Raw genomic sequence first — 18,624 nt, 5'->3', positions numbered from 1 at the left:
AGTTAAGGCTCCCTTCGCGTCACACCCAATGCCCAACGGCACGACACTTTTGCTTTACCCCTCACGAGACCCGACGTCTCGCACCAGTCCAGTGAAGGCTGAAAGACGCTTTCCCCGCATCCCATGCGGGGAAAGCGCCCTTCACTGCGTCCGATGCGGGGAAAGTCCCTTCAGCCCTGGTCCGAACTCGACATCGCCCGGCTGATCAGGTCCCCCACGTCCAGATCGTCGATGGCGTCCTTCGAGACGGGCGCGGACGAAGGCGCCTCCTCCGCCAGCTTCACCAGGGCCTCCAGCACCCCCAATTCCCGGAACCGGTCGAGCGAAGCGCCGGCCAAAGCCCGCCGCAGCCGCGCCTCGTCCGGCACCACCACCTCAGGGAACAGCAGCGTCCCAAGATGCGCCGCGAGCGCCGACGGGGTCGGGTGGTCGAACACCACCGTCGCCCCCAGCTGCTGCCCCGCCGCCGCCGCGAGCCGGTTGCGCAGGTCGACCGACGTCAGGGAGTCGAATCCGAGGTCGGTGAAAGCGTGCTCCGGGTCCACCTCGCCCACCGTGGCGAACCCGAGCACCTGCGCGGTGTGGGTCAGGACCAGGTCTTCCAGCCCGTCCGGCGTGAGCGCGACAGCATCAGCGGAAGTGACCGGGGAGGCCGTCCGCCGCACGGGCAGCCGGACGAGCCCGGTGAGCAGCGCGGGCAGCACCCCCGCCCGGGCCTGGTCCCGCAGCCCGGCCAGGTCGAGTTTGACGGGCACCGCCACCGGACCGGGCGCGAGGTCGAACAGCACCGCACCCTCCTCCGGGCTCAGGGCGCCGAAGCCGTCGCGCCGCATCCTGTCGATCAGCGCCTGGTCGAGAACGCCGCCCATCCCCTCGGCGTCCCACATCCCGTAGGCGAGCGACCGCGCGGGCAGGCCGTCGGCGTGCCGTCGCTCGGCCAGCGCGTCGAGGTAGGCGTTGGCCGCCGCGTAGTTGCCCTGCCCCGGCCCGCCGAGCACGCCGGACACCGACGAGACCAGCACGAATTCCGTCAGCGGCCGGTCGAGGGTCAGTTCGTGCAGGTGGCGGGCACCGTCGGCCTTCGGGCCGAGGACCCGGTCCAGGCGTTCCGGCGTCAGCGCGGTGACCACACCGTCGTCGAGGACGCCTGCCGCGTGCACGACACCCGACAGACCGGGGATGCCGTCGAGAAGGGTGGCCACGGCGTCGCGGTCGGCGATGTCGCACGCTTCGACGCGCACTTCGGTGCCCAGTTCGCCCAGGCGAGCGACCAGTTCTTCCGCGCCGGGGGCGGCGAGGCCGCGACGGCTGGTGAGGACCAGGCGTTCGACACCGTGTTCGGTGACGAGCCGTTCGGCCAGTTGAGCCCCCACGCCACCGGTCCCGCCGGTGATCAGCACCGTGCCCGCGGACTCCCAGTCCGGCTTCGGGCCCGGTTCGGCCCGGACCAGCCGCGGCACTTCGGCCCGGCCGTCCCGGACCCGGACGCGGGGTTCCCCGGTGGCCAGCGCGATGTCCACATCGGACACTTCGCCGTCGAGGATGACGAACCGGCCGGGGTTCTCCGCCTGCGCGGACCGCACGAGCCCGGCGGCGGCCGCGTCGTCGAGGCCGCCTCCGGTGACCACGACCAGCCGCGAGCCCGAGAACCGCGATTCGGTCAGGAAGCGTTGCAGGGCACTGAGGACCGCGTGGATCCCCTCGGGGGGAACCGGCAGGACGACCACCGGCGGCACCGGCTCGGTCACCTCGTCCCACCGCGTCCACGGCGTCGGTGTGGCGGACACCGGTTCGGCCGCGATGTGCTCGACGCGGAACAGCGACCGGTCTTCCCCGGCCCGCAGTTGCTCGCCGGTGACCGCGCGGACGACCAGCGAGCCGACCGAAAGCACCGGCGCCCCGGCCAGATCGGTCAGGTCGACGGCGACCTCGCCGGGCCCGATGAACCGCAGCCGCGCGCGGACCGTCGTGGCGCCTGTCGCGTGCAGGCTGACGTCGCTCCAGCTGAACGGCAGCGCCCCGGATTCCTCGCCCTCGCCGAGGAACATGCCGTGCAGGGCGGCGTCGAACAGCGCGGGGTGGATCCCGAAGCGGGCCGCGTCGTCTCGTGCCTCTTCCGGCAGCGAGATCTCGGCGTAGCGGTCCTCGCCGTGCCGCCAAGCCGCCCGCAGGCCCTGGAACAACGGGCCGTAGGTGAACCCGCGGTCGGCGAGGTCGTCGTAGAACGAGCCGAGGTCGATCGGCTCGAGGCCGTCCGGCCACGCGAAACCCTGGACGGGCGGGTTCGCCTCGGCCAGCAGGCCGAGCGCGTTGAGTTCCCAGTCCTCGCCGGGGATCCGCGAGTGGATGGTCACCGCCGCCGCGCCGCTGACCGCGACCTGGAGTTCGATCGGCCCGTTCTCGGGGATCACCACGGGCGCGTGCAGGGTGAGTTCGACCAGCCTCGGCCGCCCGGCCTCGTCACCGGCGCGGACGGCGAGTTCGGCGAGCGCCGCGCCCGGCAGCAGGACGGTGTCGTGCACGGTGTGCCCGGCGAGCCAAGGGTGGGTCGCGAGCGAAAGCCGTCCGGTGAGGACGGTGCCGTCACCCTCCGCGAGCGAGAGCCCGGCGGCGAGCAGCGGATGGCCCGGCGAGTCCAGCCCGGCCGACGTGAGGTCCGCGACCGGAGCCGGATCAAGCCAGAAGTGCTTGTACTGGAAGGGATAAGTCGGCAGTTCGAGAGCGCGTGCACCGGGCAGGACGCCGTCCCAGCCGACGCGGACACCTTGGACGTGCAGGGTGGCGAGCGCGGTCATCGCCGTCACGGCTTCATCGTGTCCCTTACGCAGCAAGGGAATGCCGTCGGTGAGCGCCGAGAGCACCGCGTCGGGGCCGAGTTCGAGGAACTTCGTGACCCCGTCGGCGCGGAGCGTCTCGACAGCCTCGGCGAACCGGACGGTCTCCCGGACGTGCGCGACCCAGTACGCCGGATCGGTCACGGCCGACACCATCGGGATGCGCGGTTCCGAGAACGTCAGCTCCCTCACCACCGCGGCGAAGTCGTCCAGCATCGGTTCCATCAGCACCGAATGGAACGCGTGCGAAACATCCAGGCGTTTGGTCTTGCGACCACTGAACCGGTCCACGACGGCGAGCGTCGGCTCTTCGGCGCCGGACAACACCAGCGAAGTCGGTCCGTTGACCGCGGCCAGCGAGACACCGTCCGGCAACTCGCCCAGTTCGTCCTCGGACGCCTGCACAGCGACCATCACGCCACCCTCGGGCAACGCCTGCATCAACCGGCCGCGCGCCACGACCAGCTTCGCCGCGTCCTCCAGCGACAACACACCGGCCACATGAGCAGCCGCGATCTCACCGATCGAATGCCCGGCCAAGAAGTCCGGCCGCACACCCCACGACTCCACCAGTCGGAACAACGCCACTTCCAACGCGAAGATCGCGGGCTGCGCGAACTCCGTCCGCGACAGATCCCCGAACTCCGGCAGCAGCGCGGACACCTCGTCGTAGGCCGCCGCGAACGCCGGGAACGCCTGGTAAAGCTCAGTGCCCATCCCGAGACGCTGCGAACCCTGACCGGTGAACAAGAAGGCCAGCTTGCCCGGCTGTGTCTTGCCAATGATCCCGCCGCCGTCGGCGATGGCTTCGAGCCCGGCCCGAAGCGTGTCCGCGTCCGCGCCGACGACAGCGGCCCGGCGCTCGTGCGCGGTCCGCGTCGTAGCCAGGGAGTACGCGACAGCACGTGCATCCGACGTGTCCACAAGGGACAGCAGGGCGCGGGCGCGGTCGGCCAGTGCCTGATCGGTCTTCGCCGACAGCACCCAAGGCACCACGCCGTGAGCGACAGGCTCGGCGGGTACTTCGGCCGGGACCTGTTCCAGGACGACGTGCGCGTTGGTCCCGCTGATCCCGAACGACGACACCGCGGCGCGGCGCGGCCTGCCGGAACCGGGCCACTCGCGCGGCTCGGTGAGCAGTTCGATCGCGCCTGCCTCCCATTCGACCTCGGCCGACGGTTCCGCCGCGTGCAGGGTCCGGGGCAGGGTGCCCCGCCGCATCGCCTCGACCATCTTGATGATCCCGGCGACCCCCGCCGCGGCCTGCGTGTGGCCGAGATTCGACTTGACCGAGCCGAACCACAACGGTTCGTCCCGCTCGGCGCCATAGGTCGCGATGAGCGCCTGCGCCTCGATCGGGTCACCCAGCCGCGTGCCCGTGCCGTGCGCCTCGACCGCGTCGATGTCTGAAGTGGACAGACCGGCGTCGGCGAGCGCCGCGTGGATCACGCGCTGCTGTGAGGGCCCGTTCGGCGCGGTGAGACCGTTGGACGCGCCGTCGGAGTTGACCGCTGAGCCGCGGACCACGGCCAGCACCGGGTGCCCGTTGCGCCGGGCGTCCGAAAGCCGTTCCAGCACGAGCACCCCGGCGCCTTCCGACCAGCCGGTGCCGTCGGCGTCGGCGGAGAACGACTTGCAGCGCCCGTCCGGGGAAAGCCCGCGCTGGCGGGAAAAGTCGAGGAACGTCTCCGGCGTCGCCATCACGGTGACCCCGCCGGCGAGCGCCATGTCGCACTCCCCCGCCCGCAGCGACCGGGCGGCCAGATGCAGGGCGACCAGCGAAGACGAACACGCCGTGTCGACCGACACCGCCGGGCCTTCCAGTCCGAGCGTGTACGCGATCCGCCCGGACAGCACGCTGGCGGATGTGCCGGTGCCCAGGAAGCCAGCGACGCTGTCGGGGACGCTGGCCAGTTTCGCGGCGTAGTCGTAGTACATGATCCCGGCGAACACGCCGGTGGCGCTGCCCTTCAGCGACGTCGGGTCGAGCCGGGCACGTTCGAGGGCTTCCCAGCTGATTTCGAGCAGGAGCCGCTGCTGCGGGTCCATCGCGAGCGCTTCACGAGGCGAGATCCCGAAGAACTCGGGGTCGAATTCGCCCGCGTCGTGCAGGAATCCGCCGTGCCGGGTGTAGGTCTTGCCGGGCAACCCGGGCTCGGGGTCGTAGATACCGTCGAGGTCCCAGCCACGTCCACTGGGGAACGGCGAGATCGCGTCGGTACCCGCGTCGACGAGGTCCCACAGGTCCTCCGGCGACCGGACCCCGCCGGGATAGCGGCAGCTCATCGCGACGATCGCGATCGGCTCCTCGGCGGCGCCGCGGCGGGTCACCACCGGACGGGCCGGTTCCGGGGCGCCGAGCAGTTCGGTGCCGAGGAAGGCGGCCACCGCCGCCGGGCTCGGATGGTCGAAAACGAGGGTCGCCGGCAGCCGCAGACCGGTCTCGGCGGTGAGTTCGTTGCGCAGTTCGACCGACGTCAGCGAGTCGAAACCCAGTTCGGTGAACGGTCGCGACGGCTCCACCGTCTCCGCACCCGCCCTGCCGAGGACGGCCGCGACACGAGCCCGGACCAGGTCGATCAACAGCGCTTCGCGGTCGGCCTCGGACAGCCCTGCGAGCCGTCCCGCCAGGCCGGTGTCGGTGCGCCGGACAGCCTCGCGACGGGTCCGGACGCGGACCAGACCGCGCAGCAGGGGCGGGACCCCGGCGTTCCGGACGGCTGCGAGGTCGAGCCGCACCGGAACGAGGACGGCACCGCCCTCGGCCACGGCGGCGTCGAACAGCGCCAGCCCTTCTTCCGGTTCGAGAGCGCCGAAGCCGTCCTTGCCGATCCGGTCCCGGTCGGTGTCGCTCAGCGCGGCACCCATCCCGTCCCGCCACAAGCCCCACGCCAGCGACTGGGCGGGCTTCCCGTCGGCGCGACGCTGCCGCGCGAGGGCGTCCAGCTCGGCGTTGGCTGCCGAGTAGGCCGCCTGCCCCGGTGAGCCGAACACCCCGGCGATCGAGGAGAACAGCACGAAGAAGTCGAGGTCGCCGGTGAGTTCGTCGAGCACGTGCGCGGCGGTCGCTTTCGCCCGGAAGACGCCGTCGAGCCGCTCGGGCGTGAGCGACGTGACGACACCGTCGTCGAGGACGCCCGCCGCGTGGACGACGCCGGTGACCGGCGGTTCGGCGCTGCTCAGAAGCTCCCGCATCTGGTCGCGGTCGGCGACGTCGCAGGCTTCGATCCGGGCCCCGAGTTCTTCGGCGAGTTCCTTGGCGCCGGGCGCGGCCTCGCCGCGACGGCTGACCAGCAGCAGATGCCGGACGCCGTGTTCGGTGACCAGATGCCGTGCGAGTCGGGCGCCGAGCCCGCCGGTACCGCCGGTGATCAGGACCGTGCCGGAAGTGTCCAGTGTGGACTCACCGGTTCCGGCCCTGGCCAGGCGTGGCGCGAACAGCGATCCTTCGAAAGCGTGCACCTCGGGTTCACCGGTGGCGAGCGCGGCGTCGACGTCGGCGTGGCCGCCCCGGACGAGGACGATCCGGTCCGGATGCTCGGCCTGCGCGGCCCGGACCAGGCCTTCGACGGCGCCTTCGTGCCTGGTCAGCACCACCAGCGGGTCGGCTTCGTCCGTGGCCAGGAAGTCCTGCAGCGCGACGAGGGTGGCGTCGAGCGATTCGGCTTCCAGGACCGCGGCGGGCCTGGTGTCCGACGAACCGGCGGGGAGCGGAACGTCCTCGACGCGATAGAGGCCGTCCCGCGCCGAGGCCGTGGCCGTCACGGCGCGGACGCTGAGCCCGCCGATCGTGGCGACCGGCGCGCCCGTCCCGTCAGCCAGGTCGAAGGCGATCGAACCGTCAGTGCCCGGCCGGGCGTGCACGCGCAGTTCGGTCGCGCCCCGTGCGTGCAGAACGACGTCACGCCAGGCGAAGGGAACCGAGCCCTGGGCTTCGCCGGGGACGGCGGTGGCCTGGAGCGCGGCGTCCAGCAAGGCCGGATGCAGGCCGAATTTCGCCGCCTGCCCGGGATCCGGCAGGGCGACCTCGGCGAAGATCTCGGTGCCGCGGCGCCAGACCTTGCGCAAGCCCTGGAACATCGGCCCGTAGGCGAGCCCGGCGGCGGCGAGCCGGTCGTAGGCGTCTTCGAGGCCCAAGACTTCGGCGTTCTCCGGCGGCCAAGGCATGTCCATAGTGGACACCGCCGGGTTGCCGAGGAAGCCGGTGGCGTGGGTGGTCCACGGACGTTCCGGCAGCCGCGAATGGATCGACACCGGTCGTCGGCCGTGTTCGTCGGCGGCGCCCGCGACGACCTGGACTTCGGGCGCGGTACCAGATTCGAGGACGAGCGGTTCCTGCAGGATCAGCTCTTCGACTCCCGTGCAGCCGGCTTCGTCGCCCGCGCGGACGGCGAGTTCGGCGAACGCGGTGCCGGGGACGAGCACGCGGCCCGCGACGACGTGGTCGGCCAGCCACGGGTGCCTGTCGAGAGAAAGCCGTCCGGTGAGCAGGACACCGTCGTCGGCGGCGATGGACACCGCGGCGCCGAGCAGCGGATGGTCGGCGGCGGCGAGCCCGGCGGCGGTGACATCCGCGTCGCTTTCCTGGCCGAGCCAGAAGTATTCGTGCTGGAAGGCATAGGTCGGCAGCTCGGTGAATCGCCCGCTGCCACCGAGGTAGGCGGGCCAGTCGACGGCGACACCGCGCGCGTGCAGCGCGCCGAGCGCGGTGACCAGCTGCCGCGGTTCGTCGTGGCCACGGCGCAGCGCGGGAATCCCGCCGTCGACGAGCGCGCTGAGCACGGCATCCGGCCCGAGCTCGAAGAACTTCGTGACCCCGGCGGCCGTCAAGCGCTCGACCGCGTCGGAGAACCGCACGGTCTCGCGGACATGGGCGACCCAGTAGGCCGGGTCGGTCACGGGCGACATCATCGCGATACGCGGCGGCGAGAACGTCAGTTCTTGGACAACCGCGGCGAACTCGTCCAGCATCGGCTCCATCAACACCGAATGGAACGCGTGCGAAACGTCCAGGCGCTTGGTCTTCCGGTCACTGAACCGGGCCGCGAGCGCGAGCACCGGCCCTTCGACGCCGGACAACACCACCGACGACGGGCCGTTCACCGCGGCCAGCGAAACACCTTCGGGTAGCTCCCCGAGTTCATCCTCGGACGCCTGCACCGCGACCATGACGCCGCCCTCGGGCAACGCCTGCATCAACCGGCCACGCGCCACAACGAGCTTCGCGGCGTCCTCCAACGAGAACACCCCGGCCACGTGAGCCGCCGCGATCTCACCGATCGAATGCCCCGCCAGGTAATCGGGCCGCACGCCCCACGACTCCACCAACCGGAACAACGCCACCTGCAAAGCGAAGATCGCGGGCTGTGCGAACTCCGTCCGGCCGAGGTCTCCGAGCTCCGGCAGCAGCGCACGCACTTCGTCGTACGCCGCCGCGAACACCGGGAACGCCTCGTACAGCTCGGTTCCCATCCCGAGACGCTGCGAACCCTGACCGGTGAACAAGTACGCGAGCCCGCCTACGGTGACCCGGGTGGCGGTGACGTCGGACAGACCCGCCGAGAGGGTCTCCCAGTCCGTACCCGTGACAACGGCTCGATACGGCAGCGCCGCCCGGGTGGTCAGCGTATGGGCGACGTCGATCGGCTCCACGGTTCCGGCGACCGACAGCAGCCGGGACGCCTGAGCGGCCAGCGCGGGTTCCGTGGCCGCGGACAGCAGCAGCGGCACGATGGCGGGCGCGCCCTGGACAGCGACGGTTTCCGCCGGAGGGGCCTGTTCCAGCACGACATGCGCGTTGGTCCCGCTGATCCCGAACGACGACACCGCCGCCGAGCGAGGGCGGCCGGTCTCGGGCCACGGGGTGCGTTCGGTCAGCAAAGAGACCGGTCCGTCCGCCCAGTCGACCTCGCGGCTGGGCGTTCCGACGTTCAGGGTGGGCGGCAGGACGCCGTGGCGCATCGCCTCGACCATCTTGATGATCCCGGCGACCCCGGCCGCGGCCTGCGCGTGCCCGAAATTGGACTTCACCGAGCCGAGGAACAGCGGGTGCTCACGATCGCGGCCGTAGGTGGCCATCAGCGCTTCGGCCTCGATCGGATCGCCCAGCCTGGTTCCGGTGCCGTGCGCCTCGATGACGTCGATGTCCGAAGTGGACAGTCGCGCGTCGGCGAGCGCGGCGCGGATCACGCGCTGCTGCGAAGGACCGTTCGGCGCGGTGAGACCATTGGACGCGCCGTCGGAGTTCACCGCGGAACCCCGCACCACGGCGAGGATCCGGTGTCCGTTGCGCCGGGCGTCGGACAGCTTCTCCAGGACGAGCATCCCGACGCCCTCCGCCCAGGCGGTGCCGTCGGCGTCGTCGGAGAACGATTTGCAGCGCCCGTCCGGCGCCAGGCCACGCTGGCGCGCGAAGTCGACAAAGATCCCTGGCGACGCCATCAGGTTGACGCCGCCGGCGAGGGCGAGGGTGCACTCCCCCGCGCGCAGGCCACGCACCGCGGCGTGCACGGCGACCAGGGAAGACGAGCAGGCCGTGTCGATCGAGACCGCCGGGCCCTCAAGGCCGAGCTGATACGCGATCCGTCCGGAGTGGACACTGCACGTGGTGCCGGTGAGCAGGTAGCCGTCCACCGTGTCACCCGGGTTGTGCAGGCGCGGCCCGTATTCCTGCGCGGAAACGCCGACGTAGACCCCGGTGGGGCTGCCTCGCAACGCGGCCGGGTCGAGACCGGAGCGTTCGACGGCCTCCCAGCCGACCTCCAGCAGCAGCCGCTGCTGCGGTTCCATCGCCAGCGCCTCGCGCGGCGAGATCCCGAAGAACTCGGCGTCGAATCCGGCCGCGCCGGGCAGGAAACCGCCGGTGCGCACGTAGGTGGTGCCGCGGTGGTCGGGGTCGTCGTCGAACAGGCCGGAGGTGTCCCAGCCGCGGTCGGCCGGGAACTCGCCGATCCCCTCGCGGCCCGATTCGACCAGGTCCCACAGCGCGGCGGGCGTGTCGGCCCCGCCGGGGAACCGGCAGGCCATGCCGACGATCGCGACCGGCTCGTGCCGTCCGTCCTCGGCGTCACGCAGCCGTTCCCGCGTCCGGTGCAGGTCACCGGTCACACGCTTCAGCAGGTCGAGGAGCTTCTCTTGGTCCGCCATCACACCCTCGCAGGTCAGAAGATCTCGTCGGTGAGGAAGTCGAAGACCTTGTCGACCGCGGCGTCGAAGAGGAGGTCGTCGAACTCGTCGTCCTTGTCGCCGGCCGCGTAAGCCAGCAGCAGCTTCTTCAGCGGCTTGGCGACCTTCTTGCGGTCTTCGGGGTCCAGGTCGCTCAGTCGTTCGCTGAGCCGCTCGATGTCGGCCAGCACCTTGACGACGGCTTTCTTGTCCGCCATCAGGAAATCCCCAGTTCGGTGGCCAGGAAGTCGACGACTTCGTCCGCTGTCGCGTCTTCCAGCCGTCCGCCGACGTCGGTCCCCGGCGTCGTGATGCCGTCGAGCAGGGCCCGCAGGCGTCCGGCGACCGCCGCCCGGCCGTCGTCGTCGCCGACCCCGGTCAGGCGTGCCTCTAGCTTGTCGAGTTCGGCGAGCACCGCGTCGGCCGCGCTGAGCGACGGCGGTGCCAGTTCGGCCAGCAGATGCGCGGCCAGCGAGGCGACGGTCGGATGGTCGAACACGGCGGTGGCCGACAGGCGCAGTCCGGTGACGCCGTTGATCCGGTTGCGCAGTTCGACCGACGTCAGCGAGTCGAACCCGAGGTCCTTGAACGCGCGTGCCGGGTCGATCATGCCGCCCGCCTCGTGGCCGAGGACGGCGGCGGCGTTGTGCCGCACCAGATCGATCAGCAGGGCCGTGCGTTCTTCGTCGGGCAGGGCCGTGAGCCGCTCGGCGAGACCGGCGCCGCCCGTCGTCGCGGGCCCCGCCGCGCGCCGGGTGGCGACCTTCGCGAGACCGCGCAGGACCGGCGCCACTTCGGTGGTCCGGGCGTGGGCACGCAGCGCGGCCCGGTCGACTTCGATCGGCAGGACGGTGGTGAACCCGCCGTCGAGGGCGGCGTCGAACAGGGTGAGCCCGGCCTCGGCGGTCAGCGGCGGCAGCCCTTCGCGGGCCATGCGGTCGACGTCGTGCTCGGCCAGCCCGCTGCCCATTCCCTCCCGCCAGAGCCCCCACGCGAGCGACACGGCGGGCAAACCGTGCGCGCGACGACGGGCGGCCAGCGCGTCCAGGAACGTGTTCGCGGCCGCGTAGGACGCCTGGCCCGCGGAGCCGACGATCCCGGACACCGAGGAGTAGAGCGCGAACAGCGCGAGGTCGTGGCCGAGGGTCAGCTCGTGCAGATGCCAGGCCGCGTCCACCTTGGGGCGCAACACTTTCGCGAGCCTCGCGGGGGTCAGCCCGGTCAGCACGCCGTCGTCGAGGACGCCCGCGGTGTGCACGACACCGGTCAGCTCGACGCCGTCCAGCAGCGCGGCGAGCGCGTCCCGGTCGGCGACGTCGCAGGCGGCCACTCGGACTTCGGCGCCCAGCCCGGTCAGCTCGGCGGCGAGTTCGCTCGCGCCCGGCGCGTCCGGGCCACGGCGGCTGGTGAGCAGCAGCTTGCGGACTCCGTGTGTGGTCACGAGATGCTTCGCGACGAGCGCGCCGAGTCCGCCGGTGCCACCGGTGACGAGCACCGGCCGCTCCGGGTCGAGTGCCCGCGGCACGGTCAGTGCGACCTTGCCGATATGCCGGGCCTGGCTGACGAACCGGAACGCGTCCGGCGCGTGCCGGACGTCCCAGGTCCGCACCGGCAGCGGAGTGAGCGCGCCCTGGTCGAACAGGGTGATGAGCTCGGCCCAGATCTCGGCGGTGCGCGCCTGGCCCGCTTCGATCAGGTCGAAGGCCCGATAGGCGACGTCTTCGGGGGCGCGGACGTCGGTCTTGCCCATTTCGAGGAAGCGGCCACCGGACGCGGTCACGTCGAGGGAGGCGTCGACGAACTCGCCCGCGAGGGAGTTGAGCACGACGTCGACACCGCGTCCGCCGGTCGCGATCCGGAAGTCCTCGGCGAAGTCGAGGGTTCGCGAGGACGCTATGTGGTCCGCGGGCAGTCCGGCCGCGCGCAGGACGTGTTGCTTGCCCTCGCTCGCGGTGCCGAACACCTCCGCCCCCAGGTGACGCGCGAGCTGCGTCGCGGCCATCCCGACCCCGCCCGCGGCCGAATGGATCAGGATCGATTCGCCCGTCTTGACCCCGGCCAGATCGACCAGCGCGTAGTAGGCGGTCAGGAAGACCAACGGCACGGTCGCGGCCTGCTCGTCGGTCCAGGCGTCCGGGACCCGGGTCAGGAACGGGCGCTCGCCCACGGCGACCGGGCCGATCCCGCCGTGCACCATGCCCATCACGCGGTCACCCGGCGCCAGATCGGTCACCGCGGCGCCAAGGGCCAGCACCGTCCCGGCGACCTCGCAGCCCAGCGGCCCGGCCTCACCCGGGTACATGCCCAGGACGTTCAGCACGTCGCGGAAGTTCAGCCCGGCCGCCCGGACGGCGATGCGGACGTCGTCCGGTCCGAGGTCCGGCTCGTCGATCGATTCCAGGGCGAGGTTTTCGACTGTGCCTTCGCCGGACTTGTCCAGCCGCCACGGCCCGGTGGGCGGAAGCAGGACGCCCGCGCCCGCCTCGGCGATCCGTGGGACGAGCGGGACGCCGTCGCGCACCGCGACCTGCGACTCCCCTGTCGCCACGGCCATCGGGACGTCTTCGGCCTCGCCGTCGACGAGCACGAACCGGCCCTGGTGCTCGGCCTGCGCGCTGCGCACCAGGCCCCAGATCGAGGCGGCCGCCGGATCAGTGGCGTCCGGCCCCGCTGCGTGTCGCGTGTGGACGACCAAAGTGGACTCTTCGCGGGTCACCCAGCCCTGGAGTACTTCCACTACGCGGGCGCCAAGTTCGTGTGCCGAGTCGACAGGGCCGCCTTCGGGCAGCACCGACAGCACGGCGGGTTTGCCCGGGACGACATCCGGATACGCCGTGCACGCCACCGGTTCCACGACCGCGACCGGCGTCCAGTCCACAGTGAACAGTCCAGCGGGAAGTTCCCGTCCTCGTGCGGCCGGGCGGCGGACGACCAGCGAGCCGACGCTCAGCACCTCGGCACCCGACGGATCGACGGCGACCAGCGAAACGGTGTCCTCCGCGTGGAAGGTGATCCGCAGTCGCAACGCGGTCGCACCGCTCGCCAGCAGGCGGACTCCCGACCAGGAGAACGGCAACCCACCGGCGGTCTCCGCCGACTCGCGCAGGAACATCGCGTGCAGACCGGCGTCCAGCAAGGCCGGATGGATGCCGAAACCGCCGTCTTCGTCGCCGGGAAGCTCGACTTCGGCGTGGACGTCGTTCCCGTCGACCCACACCGCTCGCAGGCCGCGGAACACGCCTTCGTAGTCGAAACCAGGCAGATCGTCGTAGAAGCCTTCCAGGGAGTGACTTTTCCCAGGCGGCGGCCACGCGATCTCCGGAGTGGCGTCATCGACTTCGGCGGCGAGGATGCCGTTCGCATGCCGCGTCCATTCCTCGCCGAGCTCCGGTCGCGAGTGGACGGTGATCGCGCGGCGGCCGTCGTCGTCCGCGGCGGCCACCACGACCTGGACCTCGACCGGGGCCGACAGCACGAGCGGCGCGCCCAGGGTCAGTTCTTCGACGCAGCCGCAGCCGGTCTCGGCGCCCGCGTGCAGGGCCAGTTCGAGGAAACCGGTGCCGGGGAACAGGATGGCTTCGCCGACGCGGTGACCGCTCAGCCACGGCTGGTCGGTCACCGAGAGCCGGGCGGTGAACACGGTGTCACCGCCCGGGACCGCGACCACCGCCCCGAGGAGCGGGTGTTCGGCGCGGCGCAGGCCGAGCCCGCGCGCGTTCCCACCGGGACCGGGGGTGAGCCAGTAGCGCGACCGCTGGAACGGATACGTCGGCAGGTCGATCCGTCGTCCGCCCGGGGCGAGCGCGGCGAAGTCGACGTCGACCCCGCGGACGTGGGCGGTGCCCAGCGCGGTCAGGATTTCGGGGACCTCGGGCCGGTCGCGGCGCAGCAGCGGGCGCGCGACACCGTCGTCGACCAGGGCCGACAGAACGCCGTCCGGGCCGAGTTCCAGGTAGGTGCCGCAGCCGGACGCACTCAGGGCACGCAGGGCGTCGGTGAAACGGACGGTCGCCTCGACGTGCCGGATCCAGTAGTCGGCCGAGTCGTGCCCGCCGATCTCGCCGGTGACCGTCGAGACGATCGGCAGATTCGCGGGCCGGTAGTCGGCGAGCCGCGCGATCCCGGCGAAGTCGTCGAGCATGTCCCGCATCAGCGGCGAGTGGAAGGCGTGGCTGACGTTGAGCCATTTGACCTTGCCGTCGAAGCCGGCGATCGCCGCCTCCAGCGCGGCACGCTCGCCGGACAGCACGACGGCTTCCTCGCCGTTGACCGCGGCGATCCCCGCCTCACGCTCGTGCCCGATCAGCAGCGCGCGGGCCGTTTCTTCGTTGGCGCGCAAGGAAACCATCGCGCCACCGTCGGGAAGCTCGCGCATGAGCCTGCCGCGCGCGGCCACCAGCATGGCCGCGTCGGACAGCGACAGCACGCCCGCGACGTGCGCGGCCGCGAACTCGCCGACCGAGTGTCCGCACAGGTAAGCCGGGACGACGCCCCAGGACTCCAGAAGCCGGAACAGGGCGACCTCGACAGCGAACAGCGCGGGCTGCGCGTAGTCGGTGCGGTCCAGCAGCGCCGGGTCCGCGTCGCCGAACACCACCTCCCGCAGCGGCGGGTCGAGCTGCAGGTCCACGTGGGCACAGACCTCGTCGAAAGCCTCGGCGTAGATGTCGTAAGCGTCGTAGAGCTCACGGCCCATCGCGATCCGCTGGGCACCCTGCCCGGTGAAGAGGTACGCGAGTTCGGCGGGCTCGGAAAGCGGGCCGCCCCGCAGGACGCGGTCGTCGAAAGCGGTCAAGGCGTCCGTCAGGCCGGCAGCGTCCGGCGCCAGGACGAAGGCGCGTTCGGCCAGCGTCGCGCGGGTCTTGGCGAGCGAGAAGGCGAGGTCCACAGAGTTCGCTTCGACGGCGGCGAGCTGGGCCGCGCGGGCACGCAAGGCGTCCGGGTCGGCGGCCGAGAACGCGACGGCGATCGGTGAAGACACCGAGGGCGCGGGCTGTTCGGGTGCGGCGGGCGCCGGTTCTTCGAGGATCAGATGGGCGTTGGTGCCGGAGATGCCGAACGACGAGACGGCGGCCCGGCGCGGTTCCTCACCGCGAGGCCACTCCACCGGCTCGGCCAGCAACGAGACAGCGCCCGTGGACCAGTCGACCGTCGAGGTCGGATCGTCGCCGTGCAGGGTGCGCGGCAGCCTTTCGTGCTGCAGCGCCATGATCATCTTGATCACCCCGGCCGCCCCCGCGGCCGCCTGCGCATGCCCGATGTTGGCCTTCACCGAACCCAGCCACAGCGGCGTTTCCCGGTTCCGGCCGTAGGTCGAAAGCAGCGCCTGCGCCTCGATCGGGTCGCCGAGCGTGGTCCCGGTCCCGTGCGCCTCGACAGCGTCCACAGTGGACGCCCCGATCCCGGCGTCGGCCAGCGCGGCGCGGATCACCCGCTGCTGGGACGGACCGTTCGGCGCGGTGAGCCCGTTCGACGCGCCGTCGGAGTTGACCGCGCTGCCGCGGATCACCGCGAGCACCGGATGGCCGTTGCGCTCGGCGTCGGAAAGCTTTTCCAGGACGAACATCCCCGCGCCTTCGGCCCACGCGGTCCCGTCCGCCGCGGCCGAGAACGGCTTGCAGCGCCCGTCCGGCGCCAGGCCACGCTGATGCGAGAAGGCCACGAACGGACCGGGCGTGCCGAGCACGGCCACCCCGCCGGCGAGGGCGAGGCCGCATTCGCCGTTCCGCAACGCGCGGACCGCGAGGTGGAGGGCGACCAGCGAGCCGGAACAGGCGGTGTCGACGGTCAGCGCGGGCCCCTGCAGGCCGAGGGTGTACGCGATCCGGCCGGAGACGACGCTCGGCGCGCTGCCGGTGAGCAGGAGCCCGTCGAGACCTTCGGGCGCGTCGGCCAGGCGGGTGCCGTACTCCTGCGGCTCGGCGCCGACGAACACCCCCGTCCGGCTGCCGGTCAGGGTCCCGGCGTCGATCCCGGCACGTTCCAGTGCCTCCCACGCGGTCTCCAGGACCAGGCGCTGTTGCGGGTCCATCGCCAGCGCCTCGCGCGGCGAGATGCCGAAGAATCCCGCGTCGAATTCGGCCGCGCCGGGCAGGAATCCCCCGTGCCGCACGTAGGTCCGGCCCGGTGTCCCCGGCCGCGGGTCGTACAGGCCGTCGACGTCCCAGCCGCGGTCGCGGGGGAACTCCGTGACGACGTCCCGGCCCTCGTCCACAAGGGACCACAGGGCGGCGGGCGAGTCCGCCCCGCCGGGGAAACGGCAGCCGATGCCGACGATCACGATCGGTTCGCCGGTGGCCGCCCCGCCTTCCGCGACGTCGGTGGCTTCGGCTCCGAAGAGGCACTCGTCGAGGAAGTCCGCCAGCGCTTCCGGCCCAGGATGGTCGTAGGCGAGGGCCACCGGCAGATCGAGCCCGGTCTCGTCGCTCAACCTCGCGTGCAGCTTCACCGCCAGCAAGGAGTCGAACCCGAGGTCGGCGAAGGTACGCCCGGCCGGGAGCGGGCCGTCCAGCACCGCCGACGTCGCCCGGCGCACCAGGCCCAGCAGCGTGCGGCGCCGTTCGGGGCGCGGCCTTTTTTCCAGCCGTCGCAGGGAATCCAGCTCGGTCATGCGCGCACTCGCCACCTCGGGTCGCCTGGCACAGGGAAGTCGCGGTCCAGCTAGCCACAGCGGCCGTCGCGGGCGGGACGGAACTGTTCCACCGCCGGGTAACCGCCCGCTCCCTGCCGGGTTTCCGGGTCGTGGACAAGCGGTGGAAAAGGTATCCAGCGCCCTTGATCGGAATCGTTAACGTGGCTCTCGGCGAACCGGATTTCAGCGCCCGGATTTCAGCGCACAGACCCGTAGCCGCACGAGAACGCCGGCGTCCGCCGTGCCGGCCGGGCCAGCCGGGCCGTCCGCGACGCCAGAACCAGTGCCGGAGGTAACGCCGATGACCATGTCTCCCGTCGAAGAACGCGTCCTGCCCCGCCAGCGAGCCGAGGCGGCGCCACCGACGAGCATGCTGTGCCCCGATTTCCCGTTCGCCTACGACGACTGGATCCGCCATCCCGCCGGCCTCGGCCGGGTTCCGCGCCAGGCGCACGGCACCGAGGTCGCGGTGATCGGTGGCGGCCTGTCCGGGATGGTGGCCGCCTACGAGCTGATGAAGCTCGGCCTGAAACCGGTGATCTACGAGGCCGAACAGCTCGGCGGCCGGATGCGGTCGGTGAGCCTGCCCGGCTACCCGGACGCCGTCGCCGAAATGGGCGCCATGCGCTTCCCGCCGTCCGCCGGGGCGCTGTTCCACTACATCAACAAGGTCGGGCTGGAGACGACGCCGTTCCCCAACCCGCTCTCCCCCGCCTCGCCGAGCACGGTGATCAACCTGCACGGCGAGAACCACTGGGCGCGCACGTCCGCCGACCTGCCGCCGGTGTACCGCGAGGTCAACGACGCCTGGACGAAGACCCTGCAGGAGCAGGCCGACATGTCGCTGATGGAGGACGCCATCCGGCGCCGTGACATCACGACCATCAAGGCGCTGTGGAACCACCTGGTCACCAAGTTCGACAACGTGTCGTTCTACGGGTTCCTGACCTCGTCCCCGCTGTTCTCCTCCTTCGAGCACCGCGAGATCTTCGGCCAGGTCGGCTTCGGCTGCGGCGGCTGGGACACCGACTTCCCCAACTCCGCGCTCGAGATCCTGCGCGTGATCTGCACCGACACCAGCGACGAGCACCACCGGATCATCGGCGGCTGCCAGCAGCTGCCGCTCGGGCTGTGGGCGGACGAGCCCGCCGACCTCGAATACTGGCCGTCCGGTACCTCGCTGAAGAGCCTGCACGGCGACGAGCCGCGCCCGGCTGTCGTGCGGATCGACCGGACCGGCCGCGGATTCACCATCGAGGACGCGAACCGTGACGTGCGCACCTACCCGGCGGCGATCTTCGCCGCGCAGAACTGGAACCTGCTCTCGGGGATGAAGAGCGACGACGCCCTGCTGCCGCAGCCGGTCTGGACCGCGCTGGAGCGCACCCACTACATGGGCGCGTCCAAGCTGTTCGTCATCACCGACCGGCCGTTCTGGCTCGACCAGGACCCGAAGACGGGCCGGGACGTGATGAGCACGACACTCACCGACCGCATCCCGCGCGGGGTCTACCTGATCGACAACGGCCCCGACGAACCCGGCACGATGTTGCTCTCCTACACGTGGAACGACGACTCGCTGAAGGTCGCCTCGCTGACCCCGGACGAGCGGCTCGACGTGATGCTGGACGCGCTGGCCAAGATCTACCCGGGCGTCGACATCCGCTCGCACATGATCGGCCCGCCGATCGCGATCACCTGGGAGACGCAGCCGCATTTCAAGGGCGCCTTCAAATCCTGCCTGCCCGGCAGCTACCGCTACCAGCGGCGGCTGTTCACGCAGTTCATGCAGCGCGGCGCCGCCGACCACCAGCGCGGCTTCTTCCTCGCCGGCGACGACGTCGCATGGATCGCCGGTTTCTCCGAGAGCGCGGTCACCACCGCGCTGAACGCCGTGTGGGGCGTCGTCGAGCACCTGGGCGGCGGCACCCATCCGGACAACCCCGGTCCCGGCGACGTGTTCGACGAGATCGCCCCGGTGAGCCTGGATTGACA

The 18,624-nt window shown here is 71.6% G+C and carries 4 protein-coding genes; 1 reads left to right on the top strand and 3 read right to left on the bottom strand.

Annotated features, from left to right (window positions below):
- Positions 1-170: 170 nt before the first annotated feature.
- From ACZ6YV_RS16510 to ACZ6YV_RS16500, 3 genes are read right to left on the bottom strand one after another with little or no spacing between them, the layout of a single operon-like run.
- The gene (locus tag ACZ6YV_RS16510) at positions 171-9,980 is read right to left on the bottom strand and encodes an SDR family NAD(P)-dependent oxidoreductase (protein WP_465510376.1); all 9,810 of its coding nucleotides are present in this window, start codon (positions 9,978-9,980) and stop codon (positions 171-173) included.
- Positions 9,981-9,994: 14 nt separating this feature from the next.
- Positions 9,995-10,216, bottom strand: a complete 222-nt coding sequence (locus ACZ6YV_RS16505) for a hypothetical protein (RefSeq protein WP_465510375.1) — start codon at positions 10,214-10,216, stop codon at positions 9,995-9,997.
- Entirely contained in the window at positions 10,216-16,608 is a 6,393-nt protein-coding gene (locus ACZ6YV_RS16500) for an SDR family NAD(P)-dependent oxidoreductase (protein ID WP_465510374.1), read from the bottom strand. Before ACZ6YV_RS16500 ends, ACZ6YV_RS16505 begins: the two co-directional genes overlap by 1 nt.
- Positions 16,609-16,930: 322 nt before the next feature.
- On the opposite strand from ACZ6YV_RS16500, the gene ACZ6YV_RS16495 reads away from it, so the two are divergent.
- Positions 16,931-18,622, top strand: a complete 1,692-nt coding sequence (locus ACZ6YV_RS16495) for a flavin monoamine oxidase family protein (protein WP_465510373.1) — start codon at positions 16,931-16,933, stop codon at positions 18,620-18,622.
- Positions 18,623-18,624: the final 2 nt, after the last annotated feature.

Source organism: Amycolatopsis sp. NPDC102522, assembly GCF_055584485.1.
This window is presented reverse-complemented; position numbering and strand designations above follow the sequence as displayed.